This is a genomic window from Vibrio sp. 11-4(1) (assembly GCF_013048625.1).
Lineage (GTDB): Bacteria > Pseudomonadota > Gammaproteobacteria > Enterobacterales > Vibrionaceae > Vibrio > Vibrio diabolicus.
The window spans coordinates 39706-59411 of record NZ_VHSY01000010.1; the positions used below are offsets into that span (position 1 = coordinate 39706).

Annotated in this window: 11 protein-coding genes; 4 read left to right on the plus strand and 7 right to left on the minus strand. The window is 46.8% G+C overall.

Features of this window, described 5'->3' with window-relative positions; genetic code table 11:
• Window positions 1-91 precede the first annotated feature (91 nt).
• Together FKN16_RS19340 and FKN16_RS19345 are read right to left on the minus strand one after the other, a co-directional pair.
• Window positions 92-1186: an RNA-guided endonuclease TnpB family protein gene (locus FKN16_RS19340; protein WP_170903388.1), complete on the minus strand. Its 1095-nt coding sequence runs from the start codon at window positions 1184-1186 to the stop codon at window positions 92-94.
• A gap of 68 nt (window positions 1187-1254) precedes the next feature.
• Window positions 1255-1524 (minus strand): hypothetical protein, encoded by a 270-nt coding sequence (locus tag FKN16_RS19345; protein WP_074190808.1) that lies wholly within the window; start codon window positions 1522-1524, stop codon window positions 1255-1257.
• A gap of 467 nt (window positions 1525-1991) precedes the next feature.
• On the opposite strand from FKN16_RS19345, the gene FKN16_RS19350 reads away from it, so the two are divergent.
• The 4 genes from FKN16_RS19350 to FKN16_RS19365 all read left to right on the plus strand — a co-directional run bounded on the left by FKN16_RS19350 (window position 1992) and on the right by FKN16_RS19365 (window position 9734).
• Entirely contained in the window at window positions 1992-6785 is a 4794-nt protein-coding gene (locus FKN16_RS19350; protein WP_170903389.1) for a hypothetical protein, read from the plus strand.
• 68 nt (window positions 6786-6853) lie between these two features.
• The gene (locus FKN16_RS19355) at window positions 6854-7537 is read left to right on the plus strand and encodes a hypothetical protein (RefSeq protein WP_054577307.1); all 684 of its coding nucleotides are present in this window, start codon (window positions 6854-6856) and stop codon (window positions 7535-7537) included.
• Window positions 7538-7861: 324 nt separating this feature from the next.
• Window positions 7862-9307 carry a hypothetical protein gene (locus FKN16_RS19360; protein ID WP_170903390.1) on the plus strand — a complete coding sequence of 482 codons (1446 nt, stop codon included), beginning with the start codon at window positions 7862-7864 and terminating at the stop codon, window positions 9305-9307.
• A gap of 94 nt (window positions 9308-9401) precedes the next feature.
• A complete protein-coding gene (locus FKN16_RS19365) occupies window positions 9402-9734 on the plus strand; it encodes a hypothetical protein (RefSeq protein ID WP_079878982.1) in 333 nt (110 codons plus the stop codon).
• Window positions 9735-9755: 21 nt separating this feature from the next.
• Here the strand turns inward: FKN16_RS19365 and FKN16_RS19370 are convergent, their stop codons facing one another.
• The 5 genes from FKN16_RS19370 to FKN16_RS19390 all read right to left on the minus strand — a co-directional run bounded on the left by FKN16_RS19370 (window position 9756) and on the right by FKN16_RS19390 (window position 19461).
• Complete coding sequence (locus tag FKN16_RS19370; protein ID WP_170903391.1) at window positions 9756-10673, minus strand: ParB/RepB/Spo0J family partition protein; 918 nt, start codon at window positions 10671-10673, stop codon at window positions 9756-9758.
• Window positions 10670-11443 (minus strand): ParA family protein, encoded by a 774-nt coding sequence (locus tag FKN16_RS19375; protein ID WP_017634061.1) that lies wholly within the window; start codon window positions 11441-11443, stop codon window positions 10670-10672. Before FKN16_RS19375 ends, FKN16_RS19370 begins: the two co-directional genes overlap by 4 nt.
• Window positions 11444-11446: 3 nt before the next feature.
• Window positions 11447-11686: a hypothetical protein gene (locus FKN16_RS19380; protein WP_017634062.1), complete on the minus strand. Its 240-nt coding sequence runs from the start codon at window positions 11684-11686 to the stop codon at window positions 11447-11449.
• A gap of 574 nt (window positions 11687-12260) precedes the next feature.
• Window positions 12261-12686, minus strand: a complete 426-nt coding sequence (locus FKN16_RS19385) for a hypothetical protein (protein WP_104968897.1) — start codon at window positions 12684-12686, stop codon at window positions 12261-12263.
• 55 nt (window positions 12687-12741) lie between these two features.
• Window positions 12742-19461, minus strand: a complete 6720-nt coding sequence (locus tag FKN16_RS19390) for an SNF2-related protein (protein ID WP_170903392.1) — start codon at window positions 19459-19461, stop codon at window positions 12742-12744.
• Window positions 19462-19706 lie beyond the last annotated feature (245 nt).

Here is a 19706-nt window from a genome sequence, read left to right on the forward strand (position 1 = left end):
TACTCCCCTAGCTAATTCGCTAGGGGATTCTTAGTTCAACACGCTTTCACTAGATAGCCTCTTTTGAGGCTATCCCCGATCCAGTCGCTCCCTAAGCTAACCCCGCCAGTCCAGCGGTTTTTACATTCTTCGCTGCGTTAATATCACGATCATGGTGCGTATTGCATTCTGGACAAGTCCAGTTTCGGATATTAAGCGGCATTGATTCGTGTACGAACCCACAACAGCTACAACGCTTTGAACTAGGGAAGAAGCGATCTATCTCAACGATAGTTCGTCCAGCCCATTCTGCTTTGTATTTGAGTTGGCGAACGAACTCGCCCCAACTCGCATCAGCGATGTGTTTTGCTAGTTTTGGATTGCGGAGCATGTTCTTCACTTGTAGCGATTCAACACAAACAACTTGGTTTTCGTTTATCAGTTTACGAGACAACTTGTGTAAGTTGTCTAATCGACTATCAGCAATTTTTGCGTGTAGACGGGCTACTTTCTGGCGCACCTTGTCGCGGTTCTTACTGCCTTTCTTTTTCTTGGCGAGTTTACGCTGTAGGTATGCCAGTTTGTTTTCGTAGCGCTTTGTGTGGCGAGGATTATCGACTTTCTCACCGCTATCTGTGATGAACAGGTTATTTAAACCCAAATCAATACCGACCGTTTTAGCGGTTACAGGCATTGGTTTAGGCTCAAAACGGCATAGCATAGACACAAAGTATCGGCCTGCGGTGTCTTTTGAGATTGTGACTGTGGTTGGTTCGCTAGGTAGTTCACGACTCCAACGGATATTAAGCGGCTGCTTGGACTTGGCAATAAATAGCTGTCCATCGCGGAACTTAAATGCAGATTTAGTGAACTCAGCAGACTGTTTGTGACGTTTCTTTTTTTCGACAGGGTATTTTGCTCGACCCTCAAAGAAATTCTTAAAAGCAGCTTGCTGATGACGTAGTGATTGTTGCAAAGGCACACAAGAAACATCATTAAGCCAGCTTAACTCCGGATCTTTCTTAAGCTCGGTTAATCGGCTTGATGCTGCGTTGTAGTTCACCTTAATTTTGTCATTACGGTAAGCGTCAGTTCTCCAACGTAGGATTCTGTTGTAAACAGTTCGCACACAACCGAACGTTCTTGCTAGAAGTTCAGCTTGCTCATCAGTTGGATAAAACCGTTGTTTGATTGAGATCTCTTTCATGTCTTACAAACGCTTTTGACTTAACTCATTGAGTTAGCCCCGCAATAAACGGGGCTTTCTCTCCCGATTTAACTTGTCTGGAAGTCCATTTTTTCTAGGGCGCACTCAAAACCCTTAACAAATAAGGTTTGGTAATCTTGGGTAGGGTTATCAGTAAGCGCTCCGCCACAAAGCAGCCAATCTTGAAAATGCTGTTCTGGCGAGTCGTTCCAATCGACAGGTTGTAAGGCGTTGTAGATCTGACAAAGAAGCTCTACAGGCGCGTTTAGATCTTGGGAGAGGTAGTCTTGCGCAGCTTGAAGTGCGGCGCACATGTTGATTGTAGAAGTACCAATCATGATTTTTGTCCTAGTAAGTTGATGTTTAACTCACCAAAACCGAGGTCAATCAGTGGTGGTGAGCTGATTCGAGATTGACCTTACCGCCTACTAGGAAACGGCGCACCGAAGTGCTCCCAAACCAGCCCACCATAATTAGGATGTGCAGATTTTACGCAATAAAAAACCAGCAGGATGCTGGCGACTTGCGCCTAGTAAGTTTCGAGAGGTCAATCTCGACACTGGATTTTGCCAGTGCCCAAATAGATTAACTCCGAAAAAATAGGTTTTGCAAGTCGTTTTTTAAATATAATTTTTTATATGCAATCTGGCAAGCATTAAAAACGTTGGTTTTAATGTTGCGTTCGGAATAGAATCAATAAACTCTTTCCTCATAATTCCCCTAATCACCACAATAGAATTAACTACAAAGGGCAGCGTTCCTCCCCTCCCTCTTTCGGGAGGGGTATCCACGCTGAAACATTTAGATGATGTTTACCAGTCAAAATCAAATCAAGATTGTGGATCGCATCGACCATCTAGCTAAAACGCTAACACCGGAGCAAATCGAAGCGGTACTGCAAGGTGAAAACGCCGACCAAATCCTAGAAGCACTATCGCTTGAGGATTTGGAAAACACTTACCTATACCAGTGCAAACCAGTGCCTCAAATGATGCTAGAGGCGTTCAAATCAAAAGCGTCAAAGCTTGAGTTTCGTGCTCAGCAATTTGGTAAGCACTTGGAACGTAAAACGCCTACGCTATCGGTAGAAGCTGTAGAAGTGGGTAAACCGCGCAAATCTGGTGCGGTCGCTGTTCAAATGGTGAAAATCCCATTCTCGGATGGCCAGAGCATTTCTATTGCGTTCCATGCGCCGGATAACGATCCGCTAAAAATCAATCCAGATGACACGCTAATCGCGTTCCGCTTCCTAATGAACTCGCGCGATATTACTCACGTAGTCGCGCCAAAAGGCAACATGGATTTGTCTCTTAAGGAAGTGACTGACAAGCTAGCGCAATTGCTTGAGAACAACAGCGAGAAATTTGTCGCTGCTAAGGCCAAGAAAGACGCTGACAAGAAAGCATTGGAAGAAGCGCAACAAAAGGCACAAGAACTTGATGAACAAGCTGCGCAACTAGGCGAAGAAGCTACCGACTTGGAACAAAAGCTCGATGAGCTGGCCAAGAAAGAGAAGCGCTTGGAAACTCAGATCGCTACGCAGAACGAAATCCAAGAAGAACTACGCAAACAGCTTGCTGCTATCAAGCCAGCAGCAAATACAGCAACGAAAAATGTAAACGCTGGTGGCAGTTCGTCTCAAGTGATCGAGCAATGGGACGCTTCATGGACTAAGCAAGAGAAGCGCGACTTCATCATTAACCGTGCTTTCAATGGCGATCTTGATGCCTTTGTTAAGCAGCTAAGCCAAGAGTTTAAAGACTCATTAGAGTTTGCAGGTGCAGCAAATCAAAACGTTCCTAGCACTTATTCAGAGTCGTATATCAATGATGTGATTTATGACCTCGATAAAGGTGCTATGACGGTATCAGAGCTTGCCGAGGCTAAAGAATACATCCGTGATTCAATTGAAAACGATTTTCCTCAGTTGTCAGACGAAGAACGGGAACGAAAAGCGAATATCGAGCGCAAAGAATGGCTATTGGCTCTTATTGGTCGCAAGACCATTGCTAAGGGCTGGAAGATGGATAAAGGCGAAGATAGTGAGCCGTTTGTCTACTTCGAATCGCCTGACGCGAACGATGATGATAGCTTTGGCCAGTACATGATCCACGCGCGCGATAACCAAACCTTGGCTGTCACTTACGGCGAGGGTTCACCGCTTGCTGGTGGCGACGATCTACAAGGTTGGGAAGCTGCTAAATCACTTATTCTGGCTGACTACGATCGCGAATCTAAGTTGCTTCAAGATACCGATGACAGCAATGAAGAACCACAACCAATTGAGAACGACGAGCCAAACGCGAACGACCAAGACAAAGACGAAACCACGGATAACCTATTCTGGTATGGCCTACGTCTACGCCCTTATGGCTTGGGTACAACGCCGCCACAACATCAAGTGGTTAAGTACCTCGATCCAGAATCGGCTAAAGAGCAATTCGCTGACGCTGGTAATGGCATTCGCCACGGTGCGATCGCTTATGACCAAAAACTGCCACCAGAGCTAGTAAGCAACTTTGACCTAGAGCCGCTATTTGGCATGGTTGAGGGCGACCTAGAGGAAGCGGAGCGCATCGCAGCCGAAGCGCTAGACCAATGGGTTGAGGACAAAGGCGTTGATGAAATTCCTCAGTCTACGCTCGATACCCTAAAACAAGTGGGCTTCAAAGTAGCGTTCGCTAAGCAGCTACGCCAGCAACCGGAAATGAAGAACCGCAAGGAAAATCCAAAAGCGTACAAGCTATGGAGCGCATCGATTGACCTTGTGACACCGGAAATGATTCAAGAGATTGCCGAAGACCTAATGCTGGTTCAAAGCGATGCTGAATTACAACGCCAAGCAGAACACACGCAAGGCCGCATGCGCTTCCAAGAAACTGCCCTATCTAAACTTAAGGATATGCAGTCAGTGAGCCCAAGCGATCGCAAACGTCTCGTTATGCTGGCTGACCTAACGCTAGGCACTGGCAAAACGCTAAAACGTGGCGAGAAAGTGGATGACCAAGCTAAGCGCATTTCAGAGCAAGCGCACCTAGTGGAATCACTACAAGGTGAAACCCTAGCGTCATTGGAAGCGCAGTTTAAGAACCGTAAAGAGATCACTGATTTCCTAACGGCTCATCGCATCCCATTTAACCGCCGTGCGAAACGTGCTGACCTACTGCAAGCCATCTTGAACTACCGTGACGGATTCTTTAGCGCAACGGCGAAAATGTTCGACCTACGCGCGCTACGTGGCGACCTATACGAGAAGTTTGAGAACGGCGAAGCGTTAGCACTGGATGACGTAGAAAAAGCGTTTAGCGCGACTACGGTTTACCATGAGGGAGACGTAGCTTACACCAAGGCAAAAGGTGAAACCGTCATTCCAGCAATGGCAGACCAAGGCGAGGACTACCAAAAAGTTGAGCGCTTCATTAAGGCGATTGATGACGGTATCTACCCTGACCTATCCGAACTAAGTTCAGATGAGCTCTTTGCTCAGCACTATGCAATGGCAAGTGTTACCAACCAAGACATCCTGGCAATTCATGGTTTTAGATACTTGGATAACGATGAGCAGATCGACAATGAACAGATGGCGCGCGCTATCCATAACTCAGTCATGCCATTGTGGTACACAAAAGCTATCGAAGCGGAATACGAAAGCCGTGGCTTCCCTAGCCTTGCTGCATTGCCTGACTTGAACCATAAAGGTCAATTCAAGGCGACACGCGAGAAACGCTACGCACCAGTTGGCACTATTGGCCAATCTGATTTTAGCGTTATCGATACGTACACAGGCAAGGTGCTAGAAACTGGCCTAGAGGGTGCAGCAGCGCAGCAAAAAGCGACTCAACTAAACGACCAAGCAGTGAAAGAAAGCACTATTGCAATCTTTAACATGCTTAAGGACGGCAAAACGCTTGAGCAAATTGCAGAGACGGAATACAGCGCACCACTAGAGCCTGTCAGTCCGGCCATGTTCACCACAATCAACGGCTTTGAATCATTGTATTCAACGTTAGCCATTAACGGCTCAGGTTCGCTTCACTCGCGCCCAACACTACGCGAGAACGCCGACAAGCTACTGGCTAAGGTGGACGCTGACGGCAAGATTAACGATGTTGCGCTAACCGAAGAACAAGAGAACCAAATGGAAAATACATTTGGCTACAGTTTCTTCTCTGCGAAGTCGAACAAGGGTAAAGAGCTACGCTTTATCGCTAACACCAATTCTCGCAGCTACCTAACGGTTGACGGTGCTAACAAACTGCTTGAGCTATTGGGTGCTAAGAACGCCGTAGAATCTGACACAGCAGATGAAGTGAGCAAGGGTGCATCCGAGGAAGAAAAACAACTTCTCGCACTAGACCCAACTCAATATTCATTTGGCTCAATCTATGAGAGCGAGGGCATTCGAGATACGGGTGAAATCGCTAAGCGAATCCGCGCCTTTATCACTCAGCTTAAGAAAGCTGGCAAGATCAGTAATGACGTTAAAATCTCAGTACGCAAGCCTCGCTACGGCACACTAGACCTAACGCTGACTGACTTGCCAAGAAACGTCATGCTCTACAATCCAGCTTACCTACAGTTCGAGATTGATAACCCTAACTCGCCAGCGCCACACGGTATGAGCCGTTATACCGAAGCAGTAGATCAGCTGATCGAGTTCGTTAACGCTTATGTAGGCCAATACGACTACAACAACAGCGACACGATGACCGATTACCACGATCGCAATTTCTTTGGTGGCCGACTAACCGTGGACTTTGATTTTGGTAAAGAGCGCAAAGTGGTAGAGCTCGCGTCTCTAACTGAAATGCACCAGCAAGGCGAACAGGCAGAGGATGACGTATTAGACGTTACCTCATTCCGTGAAAGCCTAGATGAAGAAGAAGCGAAAGCACTTGAGCAGCTAGAAGCCTTTACCAACCTAGAGCTAAAACTTGGTAAGCAGGAAGTGACTTTCCCAACAGGCCGAGTGAAGTCGATTAATGCGAAAGATGAGGACGGACTCACTTACAGCCTAGACGTTCTATTCGACATTCTAGCGACCGACTTAAGCGAAAAAGCGAAAGCTCAACTTGAGACGATTAAGGACTGGCAATCTGCGGATACCTACTACAACGAAAAAGGCACATTGGTACAACCAAGTGTTGCGGCAGGTATCCACTCAGTAAATGGCTCAGTGCCAGCGAACGTGTACGCTCCGCTAATCGCCCGTTCATGGTTAAATGAAAGCCACGCTGACATTTATCCGATCGCTAAAGATGGCGAGTACAAGTTCGCGCTATACCAAGGCAACGACTTGATCGGTGAATTTGACGATACAGCAGAAATGGAAGCGCTATTAGTGAAAGCGTTCAATCTAAGTAGTGAGGCGCCTCAATCTGAAACAGAGGGCAATAACGAAGAAATGGAACATGTAGAGAAACTAAAGGAAATCCGAGATTTCACTGGTGAACCTACGCCGGAATTGGTTGATGAGTTCCAAACCGCACTAGAACAGGCTTACGCCCACTTCGAAGCTAACGACCAAATAGCAGAGAACGAAGCGTTGATGGATGCCGCTCTAAGCAACATCACAAGCATGATCCAAGCGCAAATTTAATCACAACCAAGGCCGCCACTTCGGCGGCCTAAACCGGAGACAATCAAGTGTTAAGCTTAAGAGAAAAAATGACGCTCAACCGCGACGCTGCGGGTTTATTGAAAGAGCTTAAGAGTGGCCAGCTATCGATTGGTGAACGCATCAAAAAGAACCGTGAGCTGGTGGAAATTCTTAATAAACTGACTGGCGCTAACCAAAAGGTTGAGCAGGAGCCGGTATCAAGTTCGGATGAGCCAATATCGGTAGAAGAATTTTCCAAGTTAGGCCGCTCCGATAAGATTGAAAAGCTCAATGAAGTGCTACTTCTGCCTAACTGGTACGAATACGAAATGGCGTTTTTCCCTAACTACCAAATGGTTGAAAAGGGCGATAACTACGTTGTGTACAAGGATGGCGAAAACTTCCAGTTTGGCTACAAAGGGCATATTGCGCGAGGTTTGGACTACTGGAAAAACGATGCGGGCTCAGCCAAGAAAAATGGTGGTTTTGGTAGCTGGTCGCGCGCTGACCGTAGCAAGGCTATCAAGACCATCACTAAGCACATTGAGCAGAATGAGCGCGACAATGGCGAACGTCCAGTTGAACAAAGCGAACTGGTTGCGAGATTCCTTGCAGGGGAGTTTAATACAGCCAAGCCATCGTTGTTTGTTGATGTAATGCGAGACGTTCACTCAGAGGGCTTGGAGCTAGATAGCATCAAGCAAAAAGCGATTGAATGGTTCGAGCACAATCCTGACAAACTGGCCGCTTAAGTTTTCGCATGCGAGAACTTTTTTGCATGGAGCGCGAAAGACACGGATGTTTTCGCATGCGAGAGCTTTAAAACATGACATTCTATATATTTTTCGCATGCGAGAACTTTAAAGAATCTCGTTCGATATAGTTTTCGCATGCGAAAACTTTTCAGAGAACTTGAGAAAAAACAATGAATGTTTTCACTAAAATCCGAGCAGACTTTTACTACAAGCAATCTTTAAACCTTGCACTAGCAGCCAGCGAACGTCAAAACTACGCCAAGGCGCTTTTCGCATTGCTTAAGAGCCTTTAATCCGTTTCCCTGTCCCAAAAGTTTTCGCATGCGAAAACTCGCCACTCCAACCGGAGCGGTCAAATTGAACCAACTCACATCAATTAGCGCCGAAATCAAAGAGGCGAAAAACATCAATGACCTAGCCGAGATTGTTCAACTGTACGCAACAGACAATCCAAAACCCAAGCTAGGACGCACCAGCTACGTTGTGACAGCAAAAGGCGACGAAGTGGAAACAGGCTTTAAAGTCGTGGAAGCCAGCGACCTTATTCCATCGAACGACTTAGACGGTCGAATCAATCCGAACTTCCCGCAAGAACTGCAACCGCGCGACCGTACTCGCGTATCCTCAAAATTGCAGATCTCAAAGATGGCCAACGATTTGCGTCCACAACAATTAACCGATTCTGGACTATCTAGCCACGGCGCACCGATTGTCGGTGCAGACAATGTGGTGGAGTCGGGGAACGGTCGAACCATCGCTATCATCAAGGCGTATCGAGAGGGTAAGGCTGATAAGTACCGCCAGTTCCTAATCGACAATGCGGAGCGCTTCGACCTATCACCGGAGAAAGTTGAGAGCATGCGCGAGCCAGTGTTGGTTCGAGAACGTGTTACCCAAGTTAACCGTGCTAAGTTTGCCCGAGATTCCAACCTCTCTGACTTGCAACAAATGAGCGCAGCCGAGACAGCTTGGGTTGACGCAGAGCGCATCGATGACCGCATGATTGCTCTATTCCAACCGAGCGAAACAGGCAACCTTTTGGCCAAGTCTAACCAAGGATTTATAAACAGTTTCTTAACTGAAATTGGGGATAACTCAACCGCCGGACTACTTACTGAAGATGGCCGACCAACCAAGCAACTGATTGAGCACATACAAAATGCCGTGTTTGCCAAGGCGTACAAAAACGAGAAGTTGGTGAAGCTGGTAGCCGAGGAAGCCGATCCCGAAATTCGCAACATTTTGAGCGCGCTAAACGGCGCAGCAAGCGCGTTTGTTGAGATGCAATACCTTAGCGGAGAGGTGCATAAAAACACGTCTGGAACGCTGGCAGAAGCCGTGGAAATTAACGCCTCACAACCTGACCTCGCTAAGTCAGCACTTGACTCACTGGTGCAAGCAACCGAGCTAGTAAGACAGGCCAAAGATTCCGGTCAACACATCGATGAGCTATTGGCTCAGTCCGGTTTGTTTGGCGACAACGATCCCGAGGCCGAAGCGCTGGCGAGATTCATTGCTGCTAACAACCGAAGCGCAAAACGCATGACACTGGCATTTAAGGCAATGGCCGAGGCAATCAATAGTGAATTGCTTCACCAAGGCCAAGCGCTCGGGGATATGTTTGGCGGCGGTGGTGCATCGCTTATTGATATTCTTGGGCGTGTAAATCAAGAGCTGGAAAACGAGGGGGTACAAACAGGCTTTATGTTCGAGTCTAGTGTGCAACTGGACGAACTTGCAAACGCTTCGAGGCATGCTATAAAATAGTTCTTGGCATATATTGCCTATACAACCTTTATAGACACACAAAAACGCCAGATTTAATTGTCAAATCTGGCGTTTTTGCATTTGGGAGTAGGGGATGTTTACTATCAGGCATCGTTATCACTACGGGCTAATCGACATAAACGAAGACGGCGTTGCCGATGGCCATTCAGTCGCAGGGAATGAGATCCCCGCTTTAAGGAAAGATGGCGAGTATATCTACAGACCATTTAAAGGGGCGCTAGATAATATCTATCTACTGCATGTCCAAAAGGTAAAGCTGGTGAATATCGTCGCTTATTGCGATGACGAACTAGGGCTATTTGGCTGGCAAGACGTGCCGCTCGATCACTATGTGGTTGGTGTCTACCGTGACGGCGGGTATTACGTCCTAACGAAAAACGGGCAGCTAATTAGCCACCCGCTTTAAAAGTTTTCGCATGCGAGAACTTTACACACGATACCCAACTAATTGAGCTTCACCAACTGGCACTTGCTCAAGTTCGCCATCATCAAACAGTACCGTTAGCTTGTCGCTATGCTTACCAGATGCGAACACCAAACCATGACGGTCATTAACCATGACACAAATACTGGTAGGCTTTTGGTTTGCCGTAGGCTTTTTGCTTACTGGTGTCTTATCGGTCTTTTCTGCTTTCTCTGGTTTGCTAGGTTGAGGTGCAACTTCCACCTTGCTATCTAGCTCGCCAGTGCGCAGTTTTACACAATCTTGGCGTGTTAGCTTCTCGCAGCTTTCCAGCGCTTCACGAACGCGCTCAGAGTTATCGACGGTTGCTTTGCGTAGTTCGTTGATGGACTCTACATCACCAATAATCCCTTTTTGGAATGCTTCCAAAACAAAGTCAGGGGCTTTAAGCACATTTAGGTATTTCGAAATGTAGCCGTCTGATTTGCCAAGGCGCTTAGCCAAGCCACGGTTATCCAGATTGTGCTTTTTCTTTGCTTGGTCAAACGCCTTACCTAATTCGATTGGCGTTAAATCTTCTCGCTGAATGTTTTCAATGAGCTGACCAAAAATATCGCCCTTTTCACGGACAATACATTCAACGTGAGTTAGCTTATCGCTCAACATAGTGGCGCGCCAACGGCGTTCACCCTCTTGGATTTTGTATCCCTTGCCATCAAACGGGTAAACAACGACAGGTTGAATTTGGCCGTTTTCTTCTAGGCTTTCGCACAACTCAAGTAGTGATTCATCATTAAATTCTTCACGAACTTGCTCGACTGAATACAAAGAGTCTTTAGGGATAGCCAACACTTTCGCTGCATCGCGGATTTCTACCTCTGATTCATCCAAGAGATTATCTAGGTCGCTAAGCTTGATTCGATCTCTTAAACTTTTGGTCATGCTGTCACCTCTACCATGCGCTTGCAAAGTTCCTCACAAACCGCTGTAAAGCCGAATTTCTCAGCCGCTTTAGGGTTGGTTTCAATCAGTGCTTTGCCTTGGTTTAGAGCTTCACTTACGCGCGTTGTTTTAATCAGTTTGTTTTCAAAAACTAGGTTGCCGTACTCTTTACGAAGTTCCGCTTCCTGTTCGCGCTGGTCGTTTGTAATGTTGGCTTCGATAAGGTTTAGGACAATGCCTAATACTTCCAAGTCAGGGTTCATTCGACGGATTTGGCGCGAGGTCTTAACCAGCTCATTAACGCCTTTGATCGACATTTTTTGTGCTTGGCTAATGATAAGTAGCTTACTGGCCACAAGTAGCGCTGCATGCTGTAGCGCGTTCGCCGCTGGTGGACAGTCGATAAAGATATAGTCGTAGTCGTCTTTGATAAGGTCGATAGACTCAGCCACGTTTAAGATTTGTGATTGAGTAATGTTACCCATGCGCTTATCGCCGCCAATAACGTGTACGTTTTCGCTGACTTCGAAAGGTTTAGCCTTTACTGGATTTTCAAAAAGGTTGTAAGCGTTGTGTAGGCAGCTCGCAGATGTGTACTCTGGATTCTCGACCATTTCCGGTGCGATTGAGCCGCCTAAGTTGTTTTGTGGGTCAAAGTCCAGGAATAGACATTTGTTGCCTTGACTAGCGATGCTAATGCCAAAGTTGTAAGTACAAGTTGTTTTACCAACGCCGCCTTTTTGGTTGGCAATCGCCATGATAATGCTCATTAATTAATTTCCTTTGCTGGTGGAATTTGTTTGCTGTTTTGGTTTGCTCAGTGCTACCTCAAGATCCTCGATATAGCACTGAACTACGTAATCAGTTGTACCGCCGCCGTGCATTGCTTTGTAAATAGCAGTGTGGCAAGGGCTTACACCCTTAACGCCATCAATGAGCTGCTTGGCTTTTCTGGTACTTCCTGCCTTTTGGACTAATTGATTTAATCTTTCGCATCGTTCCTTGGATGCCATATCAATGCCTCTCGATTGTTGTCACTGGCAACAGGCACACACTATACGTTGCCAGTAGCAACAGCACAAGAAAAAAAAGTAACAAACAGAACCGATTGCACAAGTTTTCGCATGCGAGAACATTAGATAAATTGTGAGATTGATTCCATGTGTTTTCGCATGCGAAAACTTTTTGACAATTCTATTACTTAACTAGGTTACAAAGAGCAGCGTCAACAGGCATAAGAAGGGAAAAGCACCTAGTTGCATAATTCATTGTTTTTAATAAAAAAATATTGAAAAACCCGTTGAATATGAAAATTATTTCATATAAATTAAATTACAGATAGGCGGCAACAAAACTATTAGGGGTAGGATTGATTGCATCAAAGCTTATCTGTTCAACGTGCAATCCCCGCCATTTGTTCAGTGGCGGGGTTTATTTTTTCTATCTCAAAAGTTTTCGCATGCGAGAACTTTAAAACATCCCATTCCGTATAGTTTTCGCATGCGAGAACTTCTTACCAAATTCCATGCAAAAAAATACCCGCCAAAAATGACGGGCATATGAGAAAAAGTTTTCGCATGCGAAAACTTAACGCATCGATTTGCTGTTAACACTCCACGCTTCGAGATTTACGTCCTCGATAGAATATTCAAATTCTTCATCATCGACGTAGTAGGTATGTAGGTTTGCTTGCCAGTAGCCTTTATCAACTTGCTCTTGCTGGTACGCCCACGCAGCACACAACAAAATCGCAGAGTCTTCGAAATTGAAGTGTTGCTCTGTGATCACTTCTGAATCGCTGCCAAGGTCATAACCATGCTTGGCCATGAGCGATTTAACCGCCCACCAATAAGCGCCATAGTGACGGTACATGAGCGGATTGGCTTTAAGTGTTTTGTAAATGCCATCTACTTGAGCTTGGATAAATGCTTCTTTGCTTTGCGCTGTTTCTAGCGCCTCATCGAGTAAGGGCTGTAGATCTTCAACGGTAGGCAATTTCACTTGGGTAATCATTTTTGTCTCCAAAAAGTTTTCGCATGCGAAAACTTATCGCATGCGAAAATTTGAGTTAGGCAGCTTCGGCCATTGTGTTGTGAATGGTTAATAGCGATTTCGCTAGCAATTCCAAATCCGCTTTAGCAGAGATAAACCACCAGCCGCCATTAAATTCACTGCTTGCGTTTGATGCGAAGTCAGCGCCGTACTCGGCCTTAGCTTCCTTGTCACCAGCGAACATCACTTTAAGCGAACCTTTAAGGCCATTGTTGTCCATCAAACCAATGCGCTCGTATGGCTCTACAACAATCTCTTTTCGGTTGCGACCGCACTTAGGCTTCCAGCTAATTGGTGAAGTCACCATTTTAACGTCGATGCCAATGCCTGACATTAGTTCGCTAAACTTCTCGATGCTCTCTACGTTAATGGCAGAGATATTATCGATTTTCACTTTCTGCGTTTCGGTCACTTTAACCTCGGCCTTTTCCGGCTTATCCGCATTTAGGTACTTCTCGATAAATTCCTCACGCTGTGCGCTGCGATAAGTGAATAGCGAACCATACGCACCTTTCATGCGATTCAATGACCAGTCATCCGAGAAGATTAGGCCATCACCGGATAGGAACTCACGTTCGCCAATAGCGTGTAGGTCAGCGCATACCTTAAGCATGGTTTCTTGTGAGTTTTCGCCGTAAATCGCATCGACCTTTTTCAGCAAGTGAGTATCGGTCGTTGGCTTGTATTGCGTCATCCAGCACGCGATCTGTGATAGACGTTTTGCACGGTCAGGGTCGTTGGCCACCAGCTTAGTGAAGTCAGCGAATAGCTTATCTTCCAACTCTGTGCGGTATTCGCTCGAACGTTCGGTCAGAATATCGGTGTAACGAGTGTACTCACGAGCCGATAGGCGGCGCGCTTCGTGTGCGTTGGTGTAACCTGTCCATTTCAAATTGCTTAGATGGTTATCTAGCTCTTTGAGGAACGTGATAGACGTTTTGTAAATCGTCTCCGCTTTGAGTAGTGCCTCTTGATAAAGCTCAGGGTATTTTTCCTCGAATGCTTTGATCTCAAGTGTCACCAGTTCAACGACTTCCTGTTCGCTCACTTGGTTGCCGTTTTCCATCGCCTGTTTGTCCCAATCGCTACCGATAAAGAAACTTAGAATGTCGTGTTCCAACATCACGCGACCTTTATCTTCCAATTGCTTGGTCACTTGGTCGAGTAGGGCTTTCGCGGTCGCTTTATCGCTCGCATCTGGATAAATCAGCGTTTGGTCTGGTTCAACATCCAATCCCCACGGAGTAGAGAATGAGCCGTCAGCATTACGCACCAAACAACGGCGGCTATTACCGTAGGCTTTCATTTTCTTCTCTGCGACCAGTTCAAAGAACGTCTCACGGTCAAACGTATGAGCGACTTCACTTAGTGGTACACCTTGGAGCGCTTTTGCTTCTAGTGCTGCTCTATCCTGATTCACTGGCGCAATTTCAATGATGCGCTCAACAGGTAGATCGACATAGTTGCGTGACGCTGGTTCGCCGTCCATTTCAGTAATAAAGCCGTCCACCGTGCCAGATTTACGGTCGAAGTTGGTGATCATGATTGTTGCTTTTGAGTCGTACTCGGCGCTCCAAGAACGGCTCTTAACTTCGGCTTTGTAGGTGTAGCCATTACGAACAATCACACCGTTGCGAACAATGTATAACTCTGGATGAGTTAGGAAGTCAGGGTAATCCTTTAACACACCGTCATTGATGGCCAGCTCCATTGCTGGTTTCAATTTCTTGATGGTATCGCTCGCTTTGTCGCGGTTTTTGATCGCTGCCTCATAGGTTTTGATTTGGCTTTCTAGCGCAAACAGTCTGCCTTTGGTGCGTTGGTAGTTTTTGTGCTGCCAACTGCCGCGCTTCTCGCCCTCTGCACGTAGGCGATCTTCTTCCACCTCTTTGCGTAGTGGCTCTAACTTCTCGCGTAGTTCGGCCAGCTCGCCCTCAACCGCACTCACATCCAAAGCAAGCATTTGGGTGGCTTTGATGTACTTGCTAACGTTAATACTTGCTAGTCGGCGTTCCTCTAATTTGCGCTTGCGCTCAGCTTGACGCTTAGCCGCTTCGATACGGGCTTTCGCTTCTTCTGGATTTGCTGCCAGCATGATTGCAGTTTCGTCGGCTGCGTCTGCATCGGCGTTCGCAATGTACTTTTCATCACCTTTGAACATTGTCTCAATCCAAGTGGCTTTGCGTTGGATTGTGGCCAAGCGGAAATCATCGAATGAGCCTTTCGACGTGTAGTAGTGAACGTTCACGCTGTTTTGTTTAGAGCCAACACGCGCGCCACGGCCATTACGCTGTGTGATACTCATTGGAGTCCAAGGTAGCGTTAAGTGGTGAATATCGGTTGTGCCATGATGCAAGTTGATGCCGACTTCGCCTTTTTTATTGAGGATCATGAATTTGTATTTCGAGGTGTTGTAAGCATTGGCCATTGCTTCCAAACCCGCTTCCTCATCGTCCTCAGTCGCTTTAGAGCCTTTCTTACCCGCAACGGTATCGCTGTTCAAAATACCGATTTCAGACAGCTTACAACCAACAAAATCCGCAATGATTCGCGCGACTTTCTTGTGCTGTGTTTTTTCTTCGGTAAAGACAAGCTGCTTACCGCCAGCCAGATAAATCTCGCGCGCGTTTTCAAGGAACTTGGCGTACTTAGGGGAGACAGGGTGCGTAAATTTCAACTTGGCCTTGTCACAAATGTTTGTGAATCGGTCATCAAGTTGCTGGTGGAGCTGAACCACGCAGTGATCGCCCTCGACCTTAACGCTCTTATCAACCTTAACTTGGATTTTGCTTAGCTTAACCGTGCCGTCTGGTGCCACATCCTCAAAAGCGACCGTGACGGTATTTGGTAGCTTAGATACTGCCGCCTCTACCTCTTTCTTGCTGTCCTTGGCGAATCGGTAGGTAACACGCTCATAGTACAAATCAAGGTCTGTACTTACCTTGTCCATTTTACGGATTAGGCCGAAAACCGTGTCGTTAGGGTATTGCTCGACAATCTCTTGGTTTTCGTCTTTGTCTGGATTACTGATTGCGTCAGCGCGCTGGCGTAGTTCCTCATATAGCGCTTCCTGTTCGCTATTCATTTGGACAACGCTTTGCTGGCTAATCAGGTCAGGAATGTGAACGTTGGCACCAACGGATTTAGCATCCTCGATCGTCATGTAGCGGTTAACGATGTTTCGAAGTGCGTCTAGGTTTTGGAATCCGAGTAGGGCTTCACGCTGTTCAACTTCGCCCGAAATCTTAGTAACCAGCGCTTCGCCAGTCTTACCAAACATGCGGATAAAGTCGTCGCTGTCAAAAATCCCCATCTTGGCAAACGTGTCTGCCGGAATGATGTGGGACAGCATATTGAACATATCAACAGGGCTGTTTACGGTTGGCGTAGCTGTTAGGAAGTAAACGCCTCGACCGTCATTGCGAGCCTTAATGACGTTGTTCTTAAGCTGCATATCGATAGCGCGATCGGCTTGCGCTTGGCTAGGCAAGAATGCCAGATTGTTTCGGTATGAGCCGCCCTTGTACGAGTTACGGAAATCATGCGCCTCATCGACCATAACCGAATCGAATAGCAAGTCCTCAAAGTACGGTAGTTCTTCGTTTTTGGCCGTACCATCGTCAGCATATTTCGCTTCAAAGCGCGCGTTCTTCGCTTGCTCTGTGTGGCTTTCCGCTTCCTTAACTAGCTTGCTTGAACCAGCAATCAAACCAGCATCGCGCATTTCAAGCACGTTGGCCGAAATCGTGTCCGGCTTCAATGGAATGCGGTTGTACACGTCTTTTGTCATTACCACGATGCGAGCGGTTGACTGTGTAAGCTGGTGGAGCTGTTCTGCTACGCGCTTGCCGTTTGTGTCTACGGTCAGTTTGGCGCGCAAGATAGGATCGCCTTTCTTGTCTAACTTCGGTTCGCCCGTTTCATCTAATACCGGTTCCCGAATGATTTTTCCGTCATCGTCTTTGTGAACTTCAAGGCCGATAAATACCTTGTCAGATAGATTGCTTTCACCAAAGAACAGGTCGGACTCATAGAACCAGTTCTCTAACACGGATTTAGGAACAACGATGGCCACACGGTTAGCGCGTTTGGTTTCTAGGTTGTGCTGCACGAGGCCAAGGCCAGTGAGCGTTTTACCCAAGCCAGTACCAAAGGCAATAATGCCGTTACCGTCTGCACTGTGACGGCGAATCGTTGAGTTTTGGTAAGGTAGGAACTCAATCGCACCAGATACGCCATTTAGCGTTAGTGGTGAGTCATCAAACTCCGGCTTAATCCAACCGTTAAACGTATTGTTGTAAACCTGTTCCAAGTATTCTGAATGGTCAGATGATGCAATCCATGTAGAAAACTCATCATCGAGGCGGCGCATTTGTTCACGGATAAGTGATTTATCTTCGTTCTTACTACCGCCACGAACCGCACCATAGTTGATGTACGATTCAATTTGACGCTCAAATCGCTCATCGCTGTTCGCTGCTTTACCTTTCACGCCATTACGAGTTAGGCCATCAATCCATTCGCCATCACGCCAACGGTAGCCAGTAAGGTATTGGCCGGATTCGCTTTGTACGAAATCCTCAAAGCCGTCCTTATCCTCGGTAAAGTCGCCCAAGATAAATTCCGTGTAGCCACGGTCATGCAGGAACTCAAGCATGATGTTTTTAGGAATCCACTTATCGGTAAGCTTCATCTTCACATCGGCAATCGAGAGCTTGTTTCGCTTAGATTCGATGGCTTGAATTTGGCGCATGATGTTAGCTTTCACGGTATCGCTGGTGGTCGATACTAATTGTGCGGTCAGCTGATCCATGCGCTTACCGACTAGGCCAGTCGTCGCTTTATGGAATGCCGTCACCGTGCCGTCAGGGTTTACGGCTACCTCATCCATGTTCGCTAGATAATCAAGCAACTGCTCATCGCTCATCGCATCGATACCGCTTGCGGTGTAATACTTGCGAACGTCATCCAGTGTCAGTGTGGTTATGCCTAGTTCACGGTCGCATAGATGGAACACGTCACCAATGCGAGACGAACTGTATTGAACGGTCAGCTCACGCTTAAGGTCGCCTTTGAGTAGGTCAGATAGTTTGCCCTTAGAATCGATCGATGAGTGGTAGTAATTCCATGCAGAGACGTACTTCTCGCTTAAGTTGCTTAGCGCTTTCTTCGATACCTTAGAACCGCCCATTAATGTGTTCAGCTCTAACACTTCGCCGCTTAACTTCACGCGATATTGTTCGGTCTGGAAGTCCTCCGCGCCCATTGCCATGTTTATCAAGTCGCTATTGGATGTAGTTCGGCTACCAGCAACCAGCGTTGCAAGTGTTTGAACTTTCATGCCAAGTAGAATGCCTTTGTAAGCGTGTTCTTGGCTCGCTTTTGGCAGCTTGGCAATCTCGCGCATTAGGGCTTTAAAGTCGTCATGACACAAGTAACCGTAATCTTCGAAAAGCTTGAGCGCTTGGCTGGCCGATAGCTTAAGCATCGATTCAGTAGAGTAGGTGATAGAACCGATCTCATCGGTGTTATCTACGCCATAGGTCGCCTTACTGATAACGCCTGTTTTCGCATTGCTTTCAGATAGCTCCCATTCGCCATCAATCATTTCGTACTGCTGGCCATTGCGGAAAATCGTGTCTCCATCGGAATATTTCGCGCTCACTGGCTCACTAACCGCTTCATCGAGTAACATCCAGTCAATGCGACTGTCAAAGCGGCGCATTAGCGACTCTTTAATATCATCGTTAGAACGGTTGCCACGCTTCACGACTTTGCGCGCAAACTTACCTACGCCCTCAACAGTCTGTTCGCCGTTGATGAATTTCTTACCCTCGCGCTCGAACCACTTACCTTTGAGCCAAGTGTCCCAAAGTACGTTAGATTCAATCAGCGTGTCGCGGTCGGCGCTATCAATCAGTGCTTTCGCTTGGTCGCTGTGTTTGCGCCAGATAACAAGGTCAGTCACTACGCCCGTATCAGAGAACGTGCCCGTTGGTAGTCGGTGCGCGCCCAAAAACTCCGCTTTAAGCGCGAGTTGTGTACGCCACTTCTCAAGGTTTTTCGCATCACAAATACGAGTTGGCAGCACTAGGGCAATCAAGCCACCAGCTTTCGCTTTATCGATAGAACGAGAAACGAAATACTGATCAGCGTACTTAATGTCTTTGTACGCTTTGTCTTTCATCGCGCTAGCGTCTCGAACACCATAAGGCGGGTTGCCGATCACTAGGTCAAAGTCGCCAATGCCAGGATTAGTTGCTACCGCTTCGAATGCAGATTGGATTACATGGTCTTCGGGGTGAAGAATTTGGTTAATGGCCGCCGAGGTCTGATCCATTTCTACGGATGTAGTCAGGGTGCCTTTAGGTTTGGTTTCGCTAAATACTCCCACACCCGAACTTGGTTCAAGTACGCTACCGCCAGTAAAACCATAGGAACGAACTGCATCCCAAGTCGCGCTCGCCAGCCATTTAGGCGTGTAGTATTCGTTGGTAGAGCCACCGATACCGCCAAAACCTGTGTAGTCGCGCAGAGCTGCCTTATCTTCGGGTGAAACGTTGGAGTAGTCGCCGTTGTACTTGGCGAGAATATCTTTGGCTAGTTGGTTAGCCTTAAGGCGCTGGTGGCCTTTTGGAGTGTCGCTAATATCGACAGCGAGCAAGGCTTCAAACTGGCGTACCAGTTCATCGATTGTTGTCGCCTGTTCAATACTGCGGGTTAAATCAGTGTTCATTGAACGTGCCTTTTATTCTTTGGATAAAAGCCAAAAAAAAAGTCGAGCTTTCGCCCGACTTTTTCCTTTCCTATTCCCCATCCCAAAAAAACGCCACTATCAATATCAATTTAAGTTAATGAATAATCTAAAATATCTAAGGAAGTAGATTTTTAGGGACGAGATAATTATTCCGAACACGCAAGTTGTCATCAAGAATAAAAATTAGTGTTTTTGGTGAGTAACCAAGATTCAAAGGCAAGCAA